General features: G+C 52.3%; 14 protein-coding genes. 3 read left to right on the top strand and 11 right to left on the bottom strand.

The annotated features are described in order from the left end of the window. Positions 1–192: 192 nt before the first annotated feature. From DBZ16_RS16740 to DBZ16_RS11115, 10 genes are all read right to left on the bottom strand, one after another. The gene (locus tag DBZ16_RS16740; RefSeq protein ID WP_107814046.1) at positions 193–714 is read right to left on the bottom strand and encodes a hypothetical protein; all 522 of its coding nucleotides are present in this window, start codon (positions 712–714) and stop codon (positions 193–195) included. An 86-nt stretch (positions 715–800) separates the two neighbouring features. Then, positions 801–1,940, bottom strand: a complete 1,140-nt coding sequence (locus tag DBZ16_RS11160) for a THUMP domain-containing class I SAM-dependent RNA methyltransferase (protein ID WP_107814045.1) — start codon at positions 1,938–1,940, stop codon at positions 801–803. A 253-nt stretch (positions 1,941–2,193) separates the two neighbouring features. Further along, entirely contained in the window at positions 2,194–3,189 is a 996-nt protein-coding gene (argF, locus tag DBZ16_RS11155) for an ornithine carbamoyltransferase (protein ID WP_107814044.1), read from the bottom strand. Positions 3,190–3,303: 114 nt separating this feature from the next. Then, complete coding sequence (locus DBZ16_RS11150; RefSeq protein WP_107814043.1) at positions 3,304–4,059, bottom strand: methylated-DNA--[protein]-cysteine S-methyltransferase; 756 nt, start codon at positions 4,057–4,059, stop codon at positions 3,304–3,306. A 275-nt stretch (positions 4,060–4,334) separates the two neighbouring features. Beyond that, on the bottom strand, positions 4,335–4,820 hold the full coding sequence (locus DBZ16_RS11140; RefSeq protein ID WP_070512851.1) for a hypothetical protein: 486 nt from the start codon (positions 4,818–4,820) through the stop codon (positions 4,335–4,337). A 316-nt stretch (positions 4,821–5,136) separates the two neighbouring features. Beyond that, the gene (gene dapE, locus DBZ16_RS11135) at positions 5,137–6,282 is read right to left on the bottom strand and encodes a succinyl-diaminopimelate desuccinylase (protein WP_107814042.1); all 1,146 of its coding nucleotides are present in this window, start codon (positions 6,280–6,282) and stop codon (positions 5,137–5,139) included. An 84-nt stretch (positions 6,283–6,366) separates the two neighbouring features. Further along, positions 6,367–6,987, bottom strand: coding sequence for an HI_0552 family protein (locus DBZ16_RS11130; RefSeq protein ID WP_003764283.1), 621 nt, complete (start codon positions 6,985–6,987; stop codon positions 6,367–6,369). Between the two features lie 119 nt (positions 6,988–7,106). After that, on the bottom strand, positions 7,107–7,616 hold the full coding sequence (locus DBZ16_RS11125) for a hemerythrin domain-containing protein (protein ID WP_003741856.1): 510 nt from the start codon (positions 7,614–7,616) through the stop codon (positions 7,107–7,109). A gap of 94 nt (positions 7,617–7,710) precedes the next feature. Next, complete coding sequence (gene azu / locus DBZ16_RS11120; RefSeq protein ID WP_107814041.1) at positions 7,711–8,304, bottom strand: azurin; 594 nt, start codon at positions 8,302–8,304, stop codon at positions 7,711–7,713. A 290-nt stretch (positions 8,305–8,594) separates the two neighbouring features. Beyond that, the gene (locus tag DBZ16_RS11115) at positions 8,595–9,017 is read right to left on the bottom strand and encodes a DciA family protein (RefSeq protein ID WP_107814040.1); all 423 of its coding nucleotides are present in this window, start codon (positions 9,015–9,017) and stop codon (positions 8,595–8,597) included. A gap of 157 nt (positions 9,018–9,174) precedes the next feature. Here DBZ16_RS11115 and secA point away from each other — a divergent pair, with 157 nt between their 5' ends. The 3 genes from secA to DBZ16_RS11100 all read left to right on the top strand — a co-directional run bounded on the left by secA (position 9,175) and on the right by DBZ16_RS11100 (position 13,679). Further along, a complete protein-coding gene (gene secA, locus DBZ16_RS11110) occupies positions 9,175–11,928 on the top strand; it encodes a preprotein translocase subunit SecA (RefSeq protein ID WP_107814039.1) in 2,754 nt (917 codons plus the stop codon). A 173-nt stretch (positions 11,929–12,101) separates the two neighbouring features. After that, positions 12,102–12,866, top strand: a complete 765-nt coding sequence (gene pssA, locus DBZ16_RS11105) for a CDP-diacylglycerol--serine O-phosphatidyltransferase (RefSeq protein ID WP_107814038.1) — start codon at positions 12,102–12,104, stop codon at positions 12,864–12,866. A gap of 3 nt (positions 12,867–12,869) precedes the next feature. Next, on the top strand, positions 12,870–13,679 hold the full coding sequence (locus tag DBZ16_RS11100; protein ID WP_107814037.1) for a sulfite exporter TauE/SafE family protein: 810 nt from the start codon (positions 12,870–12,872) through the stop codon (positions 13,677–13,679). 327 nt (positions 13,680–14,006) lie between these two features. On the opposite strand, the gene DBZ16_RS11095 is transcribed toward DBZ16_RS11100, so the two are convergent. After that, entirely contained in the window at positions 14,007–15,482 is a 1,476-nt protein-coding gene (locus DBZ16_RS11095; protein WP_107814036.1) for an aldehyde dehydrogenase family protein, read from the bottom strand. Between the last annotated feature and the right edge of the window lie 36 nt (positions 15,483–15,518).

The following is a 15,518-nucleotide window of genomic DNA, read 5'->3' as shown; positions in this document are numbered from 1 at the left end:
TACAAATTTTGCGGCAGGCGACACGAGCTGCTGCGCTGTTTTCACGGGACATCCGAGTGAAATCAGACAGTTCCTGTTGAAAGAAAGTTCTCCACGCTTGAGTAAACAAACGCAATCAACCCCATCGGATTATCCGCCTATTTCCTGCTTTCGCTGCTCATCCCACCAACGATATAGTGGATTAAATTTAAATCAGGACAAGGCGACGAAGCCGCAGACAGTACAAATAGTACGGCAAGGCGAGGCAACGCCGTACTGGTTTAAATTTAATCCACTATACCATTCTTGCGGACTCATTTTCTCTTCGTCGGTCATGTTTTCCGAACAGGCGATGATGATGAAATACTCATCGGCGTACATAAAGCGTTTGATAACTGCCGAAGAAATTTCCTGCCCCTGATGGCTGAACGATACTTTAGGCGGCGGCGCCTGTCTCACACCGAAACCGAACAGCCCTGCCAACTGTCTGCTGTCTTCCAACCGTCCGCCCGCTTCCAAAGTGAATCGGCGGGCAACCTTCTTCCACGGACGCGTCAGCCGCTGCTTGGCTCGCGCTTCGACTGCGTGTTCGCAACGATTGATGATTTCCACATGCTGCGTCAAAGGCGGTGACATGGCTTCCGCGCGCCCGACGGCAAGCAGGCAGAAGATGCCCGCTGCGATAAGCGGGAGAGCGGATATTGTGCGCTTGTTTGGCGTGTTGTTTTGCATCATGCTTGACCCACTCTCTGACAAACGAAAAGGTCGTCTGAAAACGATACGGCATCGCTGCCTTGGTTTTCAGACGACCTCTATCGGATTTATCGGTTCGACCCTTTGACCATATCCATCAAAAACAGGCGGCAGTCGAGGTTGCCGTTGTAGAGCGGGATTTTGCGTTTGGGCGAAAGGCGCATGAATTTCGGCATATCGCGGTCGCCGGTAAACATGCCCGCCAGCCAGCCCGCGTAATGCTGTTTCAACCACGCGCCCAACTGCGGGTAAAGGGCTTGCAAGGCTTGGACTTCGGCAAGGCGGACGCCGTAAGGCGGATTGGAAATCAAAATACCGCCCTCTCCGTTCGGACGGCTGTCCTGCGCGTCTTTGACTTCAAAACGGATAAACGTGTCCACTTCGGCAGCTTGGGCGTTGGCAACGGCGGCGCGAATCATATAGCGGTCGTTGTCGCTGCCCGAAATCGCGGCCGGCGCGGGGCGGATTTGCGTTTCGGCTTCGTGTTGCAGCTTTTTCCAAAGGGCGGCATCGAAGTTTTTCAGCTTTTCAAACCCGAAACGGCGCATCAAACCGGGCGCGCGGCGGGTGGCAATCCACGCGGCTTCGATGACGATGGTGCCGCTGCCGCAAAACGGGTCTTGGAAAGGCTGCGTGCCATCATAGCCTGCCAGCAGCAGCAAGCCCGCCGCCAAGTTCTCGCGCATCGGCGCTTCACCCGTGTCTTGGCGGTAGCCGCGTTTAAACAAAGCTTCGCCGGACGTGTCGATGAAAATTTGAATGTCGCGCTCGTCGATAAAGGCATGGATGCGGATGTCGGGGCGGATTTTGCCGACACTGGGGCGCGCGTCGCAAGCGTCGCGGAACACGTCGCACACGGCATCTTTGATTTTCAGTCCGACAAAATCCAAACTTTTGACTTGGGCGCGTTTGCCTTCTACTTTGACTTTGAAGGTTTGTTCCAAGTCGAACCAATCCGTCCAGCGGATATTTTTCGCTGCTTTATAAATGTCTTGCTCGCTGCGGTAGCCGCTTTTGGTCAGGCGCAGCAGCACGCGGCTGGCGGTACGCGAATGCAGGTTGATGCGGTATACCTTCTCCATACCGCCTTTGCACGCGACGCCGCCGTCAACGGCGCGGATGTCTTGGCATTTGAGTTGTTCGAGTTCTTGGGATAAAGGGGCTTCGAGACCGCGCGGGCAGGTAACGAAGAGGGAATAAGTGGTCATGCGAACCTTTCGGATGGGCGACGTATTCGGATGGCGGATTAAACTTCAATCAGGACAGGCGGGACAACGCCAAATCCGTTTAAACTGAACCCGCTATGCCTCTGCCGCGTATTGCTCCGTCGCCGCTTGAAGGGGCGCGCGGATAAAAATGTGATGGACGTAATTATAAAGGATATAAAGTCAAAAGGTCGTCTGAAAACCCGATATATTGATTTTCAGACGACCTTTTTAATGGATTCAAACAGAAACGCCGTCAATCCCCCAGTGCCGCCACCATCACCGCCTTAATCGTGTGCATCCGGTTTTCCGCCTGGTCGAACACGATGCTGGCGGGGCTTTCGAATACTTCTTCCGTCACTTCCACGCCGTTTAAGCCGAAGGTTTCGTAAATCCATTCGCCGACTTTGGTTTCGCGGTTGTGGAAGGCGGGCAGGCAGTGCATGAATTTGACCTGCGGGTTGCCCGATGCCGCCATCAGTTCGGGGGTAACGCGGTAATCTTTCAATAAATCAATGCGTTCTTGCCACGCCTCTTTCGACTCGCCCATACTGACCCACACGTCGGTATGGATAAAATCGACGCCTTTGACGGCTTCTTCCGCGTTTTCGGTCAGCAAAATCTTTCCGCCGGTTTCTTCAGCGACGGCGCGGGCGCGGGCGACGATGTTTTCAGACGGCCACAAGGTTTTCGGTGCGCCGATACGCACGTCCATGCCGAGCTTCGCACCCAACACCAGCAGCGAATTCGCCATGTTGTAACGCGCGTCGCCGACGTAGGCAAACGCGGTTTGGTTCAAAGGTTTGCCGCTATGTTCGCGCATGGTCAGCGCATCGGCGAGCATTTGGGTGGGGTGGAACTCGTTGGTCAAGCCGTTGAACACGGGCACGCCGGCGTATTTCGCCAATTCTTCGACCACATCCTGCCCGAAGCCGCGATATTCGATGCCGTCGTACATCCTGCCCAACACGCGGGCAGTGTCTTTGATGCTTTCCTTATGCCCGATTTGGCTGGCGGACGGCTCCAGATAAGTCACCCCCGCCCCTTGGTCGCGTGCGGCGACTTCAAACGCGCAGCGGGTGCGGGTCGATGTTTTTTCAAAAATCAGGGCGATGTTCTTCCCTTTCATCCGCTGCACTTCGCGCCCTGCCTTTTTGGCGGCTTTCAATTCGGCGGCAAGGTCGAGATAGGCGGTGATTTCTTCAGGCGTGAAGTCCAAAAGTTTCAGGAAATGGCGGTTTTTCAGGTTCATATTCGTATTTCTCCTTTCCGGCAGGTCGGGCATTGATGCCCGATATTGTTTTGTATGCGGATTTTGTCAGGCATCATTGCAGACCGTTTTTCAGAGTGCGAAGCCTGCTTCTAATCAAAACAAGGTCGTCTGAACTTCGCCGCGTTCCAAAGCAAGCAGCGATTGTTTGCGGTTCAAGCCGCCTGCGTAGCCGGTCAGCTTGCCGTCGCTGCCAATGACGCGGTGGCAGGGAATCAGGATGGACACTTTGTTCTGCCCATTGGCGGCGGCAACGGCGCGGACGGCTTTGGGATTGCCCAAACGCTGCGCCTGCTCCTTGTAGCTGCGCGTTTCGCCATAAGGAATCGCCAAGAGCGCATCCCATGCCTGCTTTTGAAATTCGGTACCGATCTGCTCCAAAGGCGTGGCAAAGGTTTTCAGACGACCCTTGAAGTATAAATCCAATTCCTGCCGCAGAAGTTGCGTTCGCTCATCTTCCCGAAACACAAACTGTCCGCGCAAGGCTTTTTGGACGGCGGTAATTTCCTGCTCCATATGCTTCTGCCCGACAAATTCCAGCAAACACAAGCCTTTACCGCCGAACACCGCCAGCATCTCACCCAAAGGCGTAGCAATGGCGGCGGCGGTCAGTTCGTTCGAGCTGTCAGGATAATGCGCTTCCAACAAACTGATGGCGCGGCGGATGCGGACATATTCTTCAGGCGCGCAACCGATGCGGTCGATAAAATCCTGCTCGAACTGCTTGGCTTCGTGTTCTGTAAAACGTTCATGCAGCAGGGCTTCGAGGTCGTCTGAAAAGTCTGTTTCCAGTCGCTCGCGGATTTCATTCCATTTTGAAGGAAGGTCGTTCAAAGAAGGTAGGGTAATCATAGGTATAGATCTATTTACAATAAAGGGAGGCATGATCCTCCCCGTTATAACAATTTATCGGCTTCTTTGCCAATACCACAGCGCACCCCTGCTTTCATTTCATGGACTTTTATTCCCGATAATCTACAAACCCCAACCGAGTACCCGACGGATCGATAAATTCCACAGCCCATCCGGTATGATGGCTTTAAACTAATTACTGTACAAACCGGCTGAAAACCGTCGCCTTTCTCAACAAAATTCACTCAAAATTTTGTAAAATCCAAAAATTGAAATTATAGAATTTTCTTTAAAACAACAAATTCTTTGTCTTTTTCTATCTTAAACTTTCCCAAGACCCACTCGCCGTTCTTTTTAAACTCTCCGTTTTCTCCACAATAGCCTCTTTGCTCAACTTTGGTTGTTTGCAAAATCACTTCGTCATCACTTACAAATCGATAAAGACCTTCTGAATGCGGAAAACAATCATTACCGCATTCTGCTGAATAACCGCTGCTAAACCTGCCATCTTTATCAAACTCAATGTGCTTTCCATAAATGTGATTGTCAGAGCCAGCTGTTTCTACCCGACTGAGATAATATGCGTTTTGGGGAGTATCCATGGGTAACTCGTCAATATGCCACAATCCCACCAGTGTATTTTTTTCTAAAATTTTTCCTTGACTGATTGAAACCACTGGGGGCTTTGGTTTGGACTCAAAGCAACCCGTCAAAGACAATGACAATCCCAATACAACAAGGGCAGAGATAAATTTCGGCATGGGGAAACCTTTAGTGAAGAAATCGATTAATGACAGTCAATGTATCAGGCTAAAAAGTAAAATGATTTTTATGATAAGTATTTATTATAGCTTCGTTTTAAATCTTAACCAAATGGCGTAACTTGAAATTAAAATTCACAAAACCATAAAACAATAGCCACTATCACTCATAAAACTTTCAAACACCCCATAATATTTCCTCAAATATCAATTAAGAAATCAGAAGAAACCGGGTTAAAACTGTCGTTAAAATGTTCTTCAGGTTGTTGCCTCAAAATATGCCGATTTGAACGTGGCAATGCCCTTTCTGCTGTTTTCAGACGACCTTTTCAGCCAACAACCGCGCCAATATCCCCTCATACACCGCCGACAGCTTCGGAATATCGTCCAGCCGCACGTTTTCGTTGATTTGGTGGATGGTGGCGTTGGACGGGCCTAATTCGATGAGTTCTTTCGCAATGGCTTTGATGAAGCGTCCGTCCGAAGTGCCGCCGGTGGTGGACAATTCGGTCTCTACGCCGCAGGTTTCGGCGATGGCGGCGCGTGCCACGTCGGTCAGTTTGCCCGCGTGGGTCAGGAAGGGCTGCCCCGAGCACGACCACTGCAAATCGTATTGCACGCCGTGTTTGTCCAAAATGGCATGAACGCGTTGTTTCAGCCCTGCTTCGGTGGACTCGGTGGAGAAGCGGAAATTGAATTTGACGTTCAGCTCGCCCGGAATGACGTTGGTCGCGCCTGTGCCACCGTTGATATTGGAAATTTGAAAGCTGGTCGGCGGGAAGTATTCGTTGCCTTCGTCCCAAACTTCCTGCGTCAGCTCTAACAAGGCAGGGGCAAAAGTATGCACGGGATTGATTGCCAAATGCGGATAGGCAATATGTCCTTGCTTGCCTTTGACGGTCAGGTTGCCCGACAGCGAGCCGCGTCGGCCGTTTTTAATCATATCGCCCAATTTGTCCACAGCGGTCGGTTCGCCGACGATGCAGTAGTCGATAAGCTCGTCGCGCGCTTTCAACACATCGACGACTTTGGTCGTGCCGTCCAGCGCGTCGCCCTCTTCGTCGGATGTAATCAGGAGCGCAATGCTGCCTTGATGGTCGGGATGTTCGGCAACGAAGCGTTCGCAGGCGGTAACGAAGCAGGCGATGCTGGTTTTCATGTCCGCCGCGCCGCGCCCATATAATCTTCCGTCGCGCTCGGTCGGCTCGAACGGGGGCGAATCCCATTTTTCAACAGGGCCCGTCGGCACAACGTCGGTATGCCCTGCAAAACAGACGACGGGAGCTTTCGTGCCGCGTCGCAACCAGATGTTTTTAGTGTTGCCGAAATGGAGTTCTTCAGCCGCAAAACCGATTTTATGCAGGCGTTCGGCAAGCAGTTTTTGGCAATCTCGGTCGTCGGGAGTAACGGACGGGCGGGAAATTAATTCTTTGGCGAGTTCTAGGGATTGGGTTTCGGTCATTTTGTTCACTTTGGAAATCAGGTCGTCTGAAATGTTCTCAATCTGATTTTCAGACGACCTTTGGGTTGGGTTGATAGTTCTAAATCATTTGCCATGACAGGCTTCGTAAAGCGGCAGCAAATCTTCCACCGTTTCAACTATCCATTTTGCTACATCCTGTTTGCCCAAATCGTCGCGTTCGATGTGTTTGCCGATGCAGAAAAAGTCTTCGTCGTTTTGCAACTTTCGGTCGGATTCGCTTTGTTGTGCGACGGTGCGGTAATCGTCGTATTCGCTTTCCGCGCCGTGCCACATATCGAATGCGGCGTATTTTTCGGTATCGAAATCATCCAGCCAGCGGTTGTATTCGGGCAGCGCAATCGGCGACACATCAGCTTTGTAGCAGTGCCAGTCCAAGCTGACGCTCAGGCGGCGGCGGTTCAATAAAATCGATAAAATCGCGGCAGAGTTTTTGTATTGGGCGTATTTGAAGTAGGCGAAGAAATGGGCGCGCACCTGCCAGCCGTTACACCAGCGTTCGATATGCGGCGGGGCGAAAGGTTCACCCAAATCTGCGGCGACCTGCTGTATCAGCTGCTGCCATATCTGCCAGTTTTCCTTGTAGTCGGCTTTGATTTGCGGAATGCTTTCGGGCTGGTATTTTTTGAGCTGGGCAAACTGGAAAAACGGGATATTGAACAAATCGCAGCTTTTTGGCGTCAGCATGGTTTGCTTCCTTTTCAGACGACGTGGTTGTGTTACGGGGGATACTGGGGTCGTCTGAAAATCTGTTTTCAAGTTTTCAGACGACCTTTGTTTGAAGAAACGGCAATCTGTAAACGACTTTATCTGCGCCGGCGCGCCGCCATGATTTCGCCGATTTCAGTCAGCTTCTCTTTGGGGATAAACGTTTTGCCCATGTCGAACAAGGGTTCTTCAATCGCCAAATGCACATCGTAACCCGCCACAAAACGTTTGAACGCTTCCGCATCGGGGATATAGGCGTTGTCTGCTTCAAGTTTGGCAAATTCGGCAGCCACGGCATCCCAGTTGCCATGCAGGCTTACATGCTGCCGCAAAAGTTCGTCCACGCTTTCTTGGGCTTGCGGCGCGTATTGCAGCAGGAGCGGGAAAAAGTTTTCTTCTTCATCTTCATGGTGCAGCGGCGCGGCAACGTTGAAATACTGGGCGATTTGGCGGATGGTTTGCAAAACAATCTGATTGCAGCCGTTTTCGGCGATGTAGTCCGACAGCATGGCGACTTGGCCGCAGAAACGGCGCACTTTGCCGTGGCAGGCATACAGCATTTCAATCGGTTCGGCAAAGGTAACGCTTTTGGTTTCAAACGGATTCATGGTTGTGTTCTCAATGGGTACTTTTCAGACGACCATTTTATAACAAAACAGCCTGCATAAAGCAGGCTGTCTGTATTCGGACGCTTAAGGCGGCTTAGTTCACCAAAGTAACGTCGCCTTTCATCAAAGCGCCGTGTCCTGGGAATGAGCAGTAGAATTTGTAGCTGCCGTCCGCCAGTTTGGCAGGATCAACGGTTACAGAAGTCTCTTCGCCGCCACCAATCAATTTGGTATGACCGACGACACGGGCATCACCGGCTTTTACATAGTCGGCTTCAGCACCGGCAGAGGCGCCGTCTTTCAATACGCCATCCATGTCTTCCGCTTTGGAAATCACGATATTGTGACCCATGCCTGATTTAGGTTGAGTACCGGTGTGTTTCAGGGTAATGGTGAATTCTTTACAAGCTTTGCTGATTTGAATGTCTTTAGTGTTGAACTGCATATTGTCGTTGGATTCGACGGTAGCCACGCAGTTGCCTGCGGCAGGTGCGGCAGCATTATCGGCAGGAACCGCTTCGGAAGCAGGCGCATCGGCAGGAGGCGCGCTTTCTGCGGGGGCTGCTGGTGCGGCTTCAGAAGCAGCAGATGCAGTCGGAGCAGCGGGTTCGGCAGGTTTTGAAGCCTCTTGCGAACAAGCGGACAAGCCGATAACGGCAGCAGAAATCAGAGCCAAATAAGCTTTCATGTTTATCTCCTAATGATATGGTGAGAATATGTTAAGTTCCACAAAATAAAACCTGCGAATATATTAATAAACCAATATCGGTTTTGATATTTGCAAGCGGAAGAAGGATAGAAATGAAGCTGTATTCTGCTACAAGAAATCGAACAAATCCAAAGCTCGGCGGCTGTTTTACCTCAGTTTACACAAATGAGAATAACTACTATTTCTGACGTATTTCTTTAGTATTAGACCCTATCGGTCAGACGAAATATTTTTTAACCCTAATTAACAAACATCGCAACTATTCCAAGTCAGCGGCTGTGTTTGCGCACCAACTCCGCCAGCGCGGCAGCCAATTCAGGATGCTTGTCTTCCAATTTTGCCGCCGCCGCATCAAAACTCTCCAATGCCGCCCCACTCAAATGCAGGCTGTTGACCTTGGGTTGCGCCGGCGGCTTCGGTACGACTTTGACCGCCACATCTTGAATACCCGCGTTCAATTCCTGAAGCTGCGGCACAAGCGCGGGCAATATCATTTTCAGTCGCGAGGCAGCCATGCCGTTTGCTGCCAGCAACACCAACCTGCCCTCTTCGATGCAGGCGGTTTGAAAGTGCGGATGCAGGTTTGCCGGAAGGATGCGTTTGACTGCCGCATCCAGCCTGCGCCATTGTTGCGACTGCTGCAACAAACCCGCCAACCGCTTATCCCGTTTGCCTAATTGTTCCAAATTCATATGTTTCAGACGACCTTTTCAAAGTGTACGGTTGTATTATCAAGATTGAAATCCGGTAAAACTGCCTATATTTCAAACGGCATGACTGCCTTGCCGCGAGGCTTGTGTTAAAATCCCCGTTTCGCCATTATTTTATATCAGGCGCAGGAACTATTTCATGCTAACAAACATTGCTAAGAAAATCTTCGGCAGCCGCAACGATCGACTGCTGAAACAATATCGTAAATCCGTTGCCAAAATCAACGCACTCGAAGAACAAATGAAAGCCTTGAGCGATGCGGATTTACAGGCCAAAACAGCCGAATTCAAACAACGTCTTGCCGACGGTCAAACTCTGGACGACATCTTGGTCGAAGCCTTCGCCGCCTGCCGCGAAGCGTCCCGCCGCGTACTCGGTATGCGCCACTTCGACGTACAGCTTATCGGCGGTATGGTGCTGCACGACGGCAAAATCGCCGAAATGCGTACCGGTGAAGGTAAAACCTTGGTCGCCACTCTTGCCGTCTACCTCAACGCCCTGTCCGGCAAAGGCGTGCACGTCGTTACCGTCAACGATTATCTAGCCTCGCGCGACGCGGGCATTATGGCGCCGCTCTACAACTTCCTTGGCTTAACCGTCGGCGTCATCATCGCCGATATGCAGCCATTTGACCGTCAAAACGCCTACGGCTCCGACATCACCTACGGTACCAACAACGAATTCGGTTTCGACTACCTGCGCGACAATATGGTTACCGACCAATACGACAAAGTTCAGCGCGAATTGAATTTTGCCGTAGTGGACGAAGTGGACTCCATTTTGATCGACGAAGCGCGTACCCCGCTGATTATCTCAGGTCAGGCGGATGACAACATCCAGCTGTACCAAATCATGAACAGCCTTCCCGCGCACCTCATCCGCCAAGAAACCGAAGAAGGCGAAGGCGATTACTGGGTCGATGAAAAAGCACACCAAGTCATCTTGAGCGAAGCGGGTCACGAACACGCTGAGCAAATCCTGATTCAAATGGGCTTGCTGCAAGAAAACGACTCCCTCTACTCCGCCGCCAACATCGCCCTGATGCATCACCTCATGGCAGCGTTGCGCGCGCATACGCTGTTCCATAAGGACCAACACTACGTCATCCAAGACGGCGAAATCGTCATCGTAGACGAATTTACAGGCCGTCTAATGTCGGGCCGCCGCTGGTCCGAAGGTCTGCACCAAGCCGTCGAAGCCAAAGAAGGCGTGGAAATCAAACGCGAAAACCAAACCCTCGCCTCCATCACCTTCCAAAACTATTTCCGCCTGTATACCAAGCTCTCCGGCATGACCGGTACTGCCGATACCGAGGCTTTCGAGTTCCAAAGCATCTACAACCTCGAAACCGTCATCATCCCGACCAACCGCCCCGTACAGCGTAAAGACTTCAACGACCAAATTTTCCGTTCTGCCGAAGAAAAATTCGAGGCCGTCGTCAAAGACATCCAAGAATGCCACAAACGCGGACAACCCGTCCTCGTCGGTACCACCAGCATCGAAAACTCCGAACTCGTGTCCAAGCTGCTGCATCAGGCAGGCCTGCCGCACAACGTCCTTAACGCCAAAGAGCACGAACGCGAAGCCCTGATTGTCGCCCAAGCCGGTAAAGTCGGCGCCATTACCGTCGCCACCAACATGGCGGGCCGCGGTACCGACATCGTCCTCGGCGGCAGCCTAAAACACCAAATCGAAGCCATCCAGTCCAACGAAAACCTGAGCGACGAAGAAAAAGCCGCACAAATCGCCGCCCTTGAAAACGGCTGGCAGGCAGAACACGACCAAGTGGTCGCGGCAGGCGGTCTGCACATCATCGGTACCGAACGCCACGAAAGCCGCCGCATCGACAACCAATTGCGCGGACGCGCAGGCCGTCAGGGCGACCCCGGCTCCAGCCGTTTCTACCTCTCGTTTGAAGACCCGCTGCTGCGCCTCTTCGCACTCGACCGCGCCGCCGCCATCCTCAACCGCCTTGCGCCGGAACGCGGCGTCGCTATCGAACACGGCATGTTGACCCGTCAAATCGAAGGTGCGCAACGCAAAGTCGAAGGCCGCAACTTCGACATGCGTAAACAAGTATTGGAATACGACGACGTTGCCAACGACCAACGTAAAGTCATCTACCACCAACGCAACGAAATTCTCAACAGCAAAGACGTCAGCGATCTGACCAAAGGCATCCGCGAAGAAGTCATCAGCGATTTGATCGACCTGCACATTCCGCCCGACAGCATGGAAGAGCAATGGGACATCCCATCACTCGAAAGCCAGCTTGCCGGCGAGTTCCGTCTGCATGAAGACATCCAGTCATGGCTCAAGGCAGACACCACCTTGGACAACCAAGACATTAAAGAGCGTCTGATTAAACGCGTGGAAGAAGAATACGCGGCAAAAGTCGAGCTTGTCGGTAAAAAACCGATGGCGGATTTCGAACGCAACGTCATGCTGCAAGTCATCGACCTGCAATGGCGCGAACACCTTGCCGCCATGGACTACCTGCGTCAAGGCATCCACCTGCGCAGCTATGCCCAGAAAAATCCGAAACAGGAATACAAACGCGAAGCCTTCGCCATGTTTGAAAACCTGTGGCGCGGTATCAAGCATCAAACCGCTTCCCTCTTAGCCTCCGTCCAAATCGAGCGCAACACCGACGTAGAAGAAATTGCCGAACCTACTCCCGTCGGCATCCAAACCATCCACTCCGAAGCGCCCGATATGGAAGAACTGCTCGGACAATCCCAAACCGATTTGGTTACCGAAGCGTTCGACCCCGACGGAACGGACTTCAGCCCCGAAGCGCTTACCGCACAAGGCCGTATCGTTCACCGCAACGACCCCTGCCCTTGCGGCAGCGGTCTGAAATACAAACAATGCCACGGCAAACTAAGCTGATGACAGCTTAAACAAAAGGTCGTCTGAAACCCCAAAGCTTTCAGACGACCTTTTTCATCACACAAGTTACAGAACCGGACTGACATAAAAAAATACCATCGTGATTAAATTGTCAGGCGGTCACGATACGGTATAATCCCTAAATCTGCTTCGTACAGCATCATCAAACGCTTATGGACAATACGCAAATTCCTCAAAATCCGCAACGCAATTCGTTGCGTCGCAACAGCATCTACCTGCTACCCAACTCCTTCACCATCGCTGCCCTGTTCTGTGCTTTCTTTGCCATTACCCAATCCATGCACAAGCATTTTGAAATAGCGGCGATTGCGGTATTTCTCTCCATGTTGCTCGACGGCATGGATGGGCGCGTGGCAAGGTTAACCAACAGCCAAAGCGCATTCGGCGAACAACTCGACAGTCTTGCCGATATGGTCAGCTTCGGCGTTGCGCCTGCACTGATTATTTACAATTGGCAACTTTCGCAGTTCGGCAAAATCGGTTATTCCGTTGCCTTCATCTACTGCGCCTGCGCCGCGCTGCGCCTCGCACTGTTCAACACGCTCATCGGCAAAGTCGATAAACGCTGGTTCATCGGCGTCCCCAGTCCGACTGCCGCCGCGCTGATTGTCGGTCTGATTTGGGTTAACCACAGCGTCGAACGCTTCCCCGGCGTAAAGTGGTGGGCATTGGGCATCACGCTTTTCGCCGGCATTTCCATGATTGTCCAAATCCCGTTTTGGAGCTTTAAAGAAATCAACATCCGCCGCCAAGTTCCCTTTATGGGCATGGTACTTGCCGTGTTGATCCTCCTCTTAGTCACATGGAAGCCCGCCCTCGTCTTATTCCTCTTCTTCTTAGGATACAGCCTCTCAGGCTACATCATGGCGGCACGGCGTTGGCTGAAAAAACGCCGTAGAATCAAAAAGGTCGTCTGAAAAATGTGGACTTGGGATATTATCCTTTCCCTGCTCGCCGTCGGAAGCGCGGCGGGCTTTATTGCGGGATTGTTCGGCGTAGGCGGCGGCACATTGATTGTCCCCGTCGTCTTGTGGACACTGCAATTACAGGGCATCAGCGGCCACCCCTACGCCCAACATCTCGCCATCGGCACATCCTTCGCCGTCATGGTATTCACCACCTTCTCCAGCATGTACGCGCAGCACAAAAAAAGCGCCATCGACTGGCAAACCGTCCGCCGTATGACCCCCTCCATGATATTCGGCGTACTGATCGGCGCGGTAACCGCCAAATACATGCCTACCCGCGCCCTACAAATCTTCTTTATCGCATTCCTGACCCTTATCGCCCTCAAAACCCTGAACGACTCTAAACCCAAAGCCTCGCGCCACCTGCCCGCCCTACCCGGCTTAAGCGCAGTCGGCACATTGTTCGGCACAGCTTCAAGCTGGGTCGGCATCGGCGGCGGCTCGCTGTCCGTCCCCTTCCTGATGTATTGCAACTTCCCCGCCCACCGCGCCATCGGCACATCCTCCGGTCTCGCCTGGCCGATTGCATTTGCGGGCACAATCGGTTATCTCATTACCGGCTGGAACGTTCCCGACCTGCCACACGGCTCTGGCGGCTTCCTCTATCTGCCCGCTGTCGCCATCCTCAGCATCGCGACCATGATTTTCGCCCCGCTCGGCGTCAAAGCCGCGCACAAACTTCCCGCCCGCCAACTCAAAATCTCCTTCGGCATCATGCTGCTGCTGATTGCCGTCAAAATGGCTTGGAACCTTGTGCGCTGATCATGACGGCGAACACCGTATAGAGAAATCCTCCCAACCCTTTGACTGCATGCCCTTTCTGAAAAACGTTTAATCTTTCCCCAATGCAGGGCCTGGCGGTTTATTTGCCTGCAACGACAAGCATTCATAAGAACACCACTCAATATAGTGGATTAAATTTAAACCAGTACGGCGTTGCCTCGCCTTGCCGTACTATTTGTACTGTCTGCGGCTTCGTCGCCTTGTCCTGATTTAAATTTAATCCACTATACAAAAGGTCGTCTGAAACCCGAATCCAGATTTCAGACGACCTTTTTTCTACATCAATAAACGATGTTCAACATTCAATCAATAGAAGCCTTCGCGCTCTTCGCGGGTGGAAATGTAGATGTTTTTCACCTGCGTGTAGGCGGCGAGCATCATTTTGTGGGTTTCGCGGCCGATGCCTGAAGTTTTGTAGCCGCCGAACGGTGCGCCTGCGGGCAGACGGTTGTAGCAGTTCACCCAAACGCGACCGGTTTCCAGCGCATTGGAAACGCGCAGGCAGCGGTTGATGTCGGTACTCCATACTGCGCCGCCCAAGCCGTATTCGCTGTCGTTCGCCATTTTGATGACTTCTTCTTCGGTTTTGAATTTAATCACGGTAGCAACCGGGCCGAAGATTTCTTCTTGGGCAACGCGGGCGCTGTTGCTGCCGGCTTCAATCAAGGTCGGCTCGACAAATTCGCCTTTGCCCAACGCGCCTTCGATTTTCTTACCGCCGGTGATGATGCGACAGCCTTCCTGTTCGCCGATTTTGACGTATTTCAAAATGGTTTCAAGCTGACCGGCGTTGACTTGAGAACCCATTTGGGTGTCGTCTTCCCAAGGCAGGCCGACTTTGATTTTTTTGAATTCTTCTGCCAAGGCGTTGACGAATTTGTCGTAAATGCCTTCTTGTACGAAGATGCGCGAACCGGCGCAGCACACTTGGCCTTGGTTGAACAAAATACCTTTTTGCGCGCCTTCGAGGGCTTTGTCGAACGGCATGTCGTCAAAGAAGATGTTGGCAGATTTGCCGCCCAACTCCAAGGTGGCGGGAATCAGCATTTCGGCGGCGGCGATGCCGATGTGGCGGCCGATTTCGGTCGAACCGGTAAAGGCGAGTTTGTTGAAGCCTTTGTGGTGCAACATGTATTCGCCGGATTTAGAACCGCGTCCGGTGATGATGTTCAACACACCTTTAGGCAGCAAGTGGTTGATTTTTTGAGCGAACGACAACAGGCTCAGCGAAGTGCTGGAAGACGGGTGGATAACGATGGTACAACCTGCGGCGAGTGCGGGCGCGATTTTCCAAGCCGCCATCAGGAAGGGGAAGTTCCACGGAATAATCTGACCGACGACGCCGATAGGTTCGCGTAGGACGATAGACAAATCTTCGGAGTCAAGCTGGGTGGCAGTGCCTTCTTCGCCGCGGATGACGCTGGCAAAGTAGCGGAAATGGTCGGAGGCCAGCGGGATGTCGGCAGCGCGGGTTTCGCGGATGGGTTTGCCGTTGTCCAGCGTTTCCTGCAAGGCAAACAATTCCAAGTTTTCGTCAATCACATCGGCGATTTTGTTGAGGATGGCGGCGCGTTCGGTGGTGGTGGTTTTACGCCATGTTTTGAACGCTTCTTGCGCGGCGGCAACCGCAGCATCAACATCGGCATCGGATGCGTCGGTAAATTTGGCTAACAATTCGCCGTTGGCAGGATTGTATGAATCCAAAAGCGCGCCGGGTTTGGTCCACACGCCGTTAATCAAGAGGCCGTACTCTTTATCAAACACATTTAAATCTTTTGCCATGATGCTGTCTCCTTGGTTGTCTTCTTGAGGTTTCGG

Origin of the sequence: Neisseria sicca (assembly GCF_003044565.1) — a bacterium.
GTDB classification, from domain to species: domain Bacteria; phylum Pseudomonadota; class Gammaproteobacteria; order Burkholderiales; family Neisseriaceae; genus Neisseria; species Neisseria sicca_A.
This window is presented reverse-complemented; position numbering and strand designations above follow the sequence as displayed.

What these genes read in the sequence shown, in the direction of transcription:
- DBZ16_RS11100 (WP_107814037.1), top strand. Translation starts at nt 12,870, where the DNA reads ATGTGGACTTGGGATATTATCCTTTCCCTGCTCGCCGTCGGAAGCGCG.
- DBZ16_RS11150 (WP_107814043.1), bottom strand. Translation starts at nt 4,059, where the DNA reads ATGATTACCCTACCTTCTTTGAACGACCTTCCTTCAAAATGGAATGAA.
- DBZ16_RS11160 (WP_107814045.1), bottom strand. Translation starts at nt 1,940, where the DNA reads ATGACCACTTATTCCCTCTTCGTTACCTGCCCGCGCGGTCTCGAAGCC.
- DBZ16_RS11140 (WP_070512851.1), bottom strand. Translation starts at nt 4,820, where the DNA reads ATGCCGAAATTTATCTCTGCCCTTGTTGTATTGGGATTGTCATTGTCT.
- DBZ16_RS11130 (WP_003764283.1), bottom strand. Translation starts at nt 6,987, where the DNA reads ATGCTGACGCCAAAAAGCTGCGATTTGTTCAATATCCCGTTTTTCCAG.
- DBZ16_RS11115 (WP_107814040.1), bottom strand. Translation starts at nt 9,017, where the DNA reads ATGAATTTGGAACAATTAGGCAAACGGGATAAGCGGTTGGCGGGTTTG.
- DBZ16_RS16740 (WP_107814046.1), bottom strand. Translation starts at nt 714, where the DNA reads ATGATGCAAAACAACACGCCAAACAAGCGCACAATATCCGCTCTCCCG.
- azu (WP_107814041.1), bottom strand. Translation starts at nt 8,304, where the DNA reads ATGAAAGCTTATTTGGCTCTGATTTCTGCTGCCGTTATCGGCTTGTCC.
- secA (WP_107814039.1), top strand. Translation starts at nt 9,175, where the DNA reads ATGCTAACAAACATTGCTAAGAAAATCTTCGGCAGCCGCAACGATCGA.
- dapE (WP_107814042.1), bottom strand. Translation starts at nt 6,282, where the DNA reads ATGACCGAAACCCAATCCCTAGAACTCGCCAAAGAATTAATTTCCCGC.
- pssA (WP_107814038.1), top strand. Translation starts at nt 12,102, where the DNA reads ATGGACAATACGCAAATTCCTCAAAATCCGCAACGCAATTCGTTGCGT.
- DBZ16_RS11095 (WP_107814036.1), bottom strand. Translation starts at nt 15,482, where the DNA reads ATGGCAAAAGATTTAAATGTGTTTGATAAAGAGTACGGCCTCTTGATT.
- argF (WP_107814044.1), bottom strand. Translation starts at nt 3,189, where the DNA reads ATGAACCTGAAAAACCGCCATTTCCTGAAACTTTTGGACTTCACGCCT.
- DBZ16_RS11125 (WP_003741856.1), bottom strand. Translation starts at nt 7,616, where the DNA reads ATGAATCCGTTTGAAACCAAAAGCGTTACCTTTGCCGAACCGATTGAA.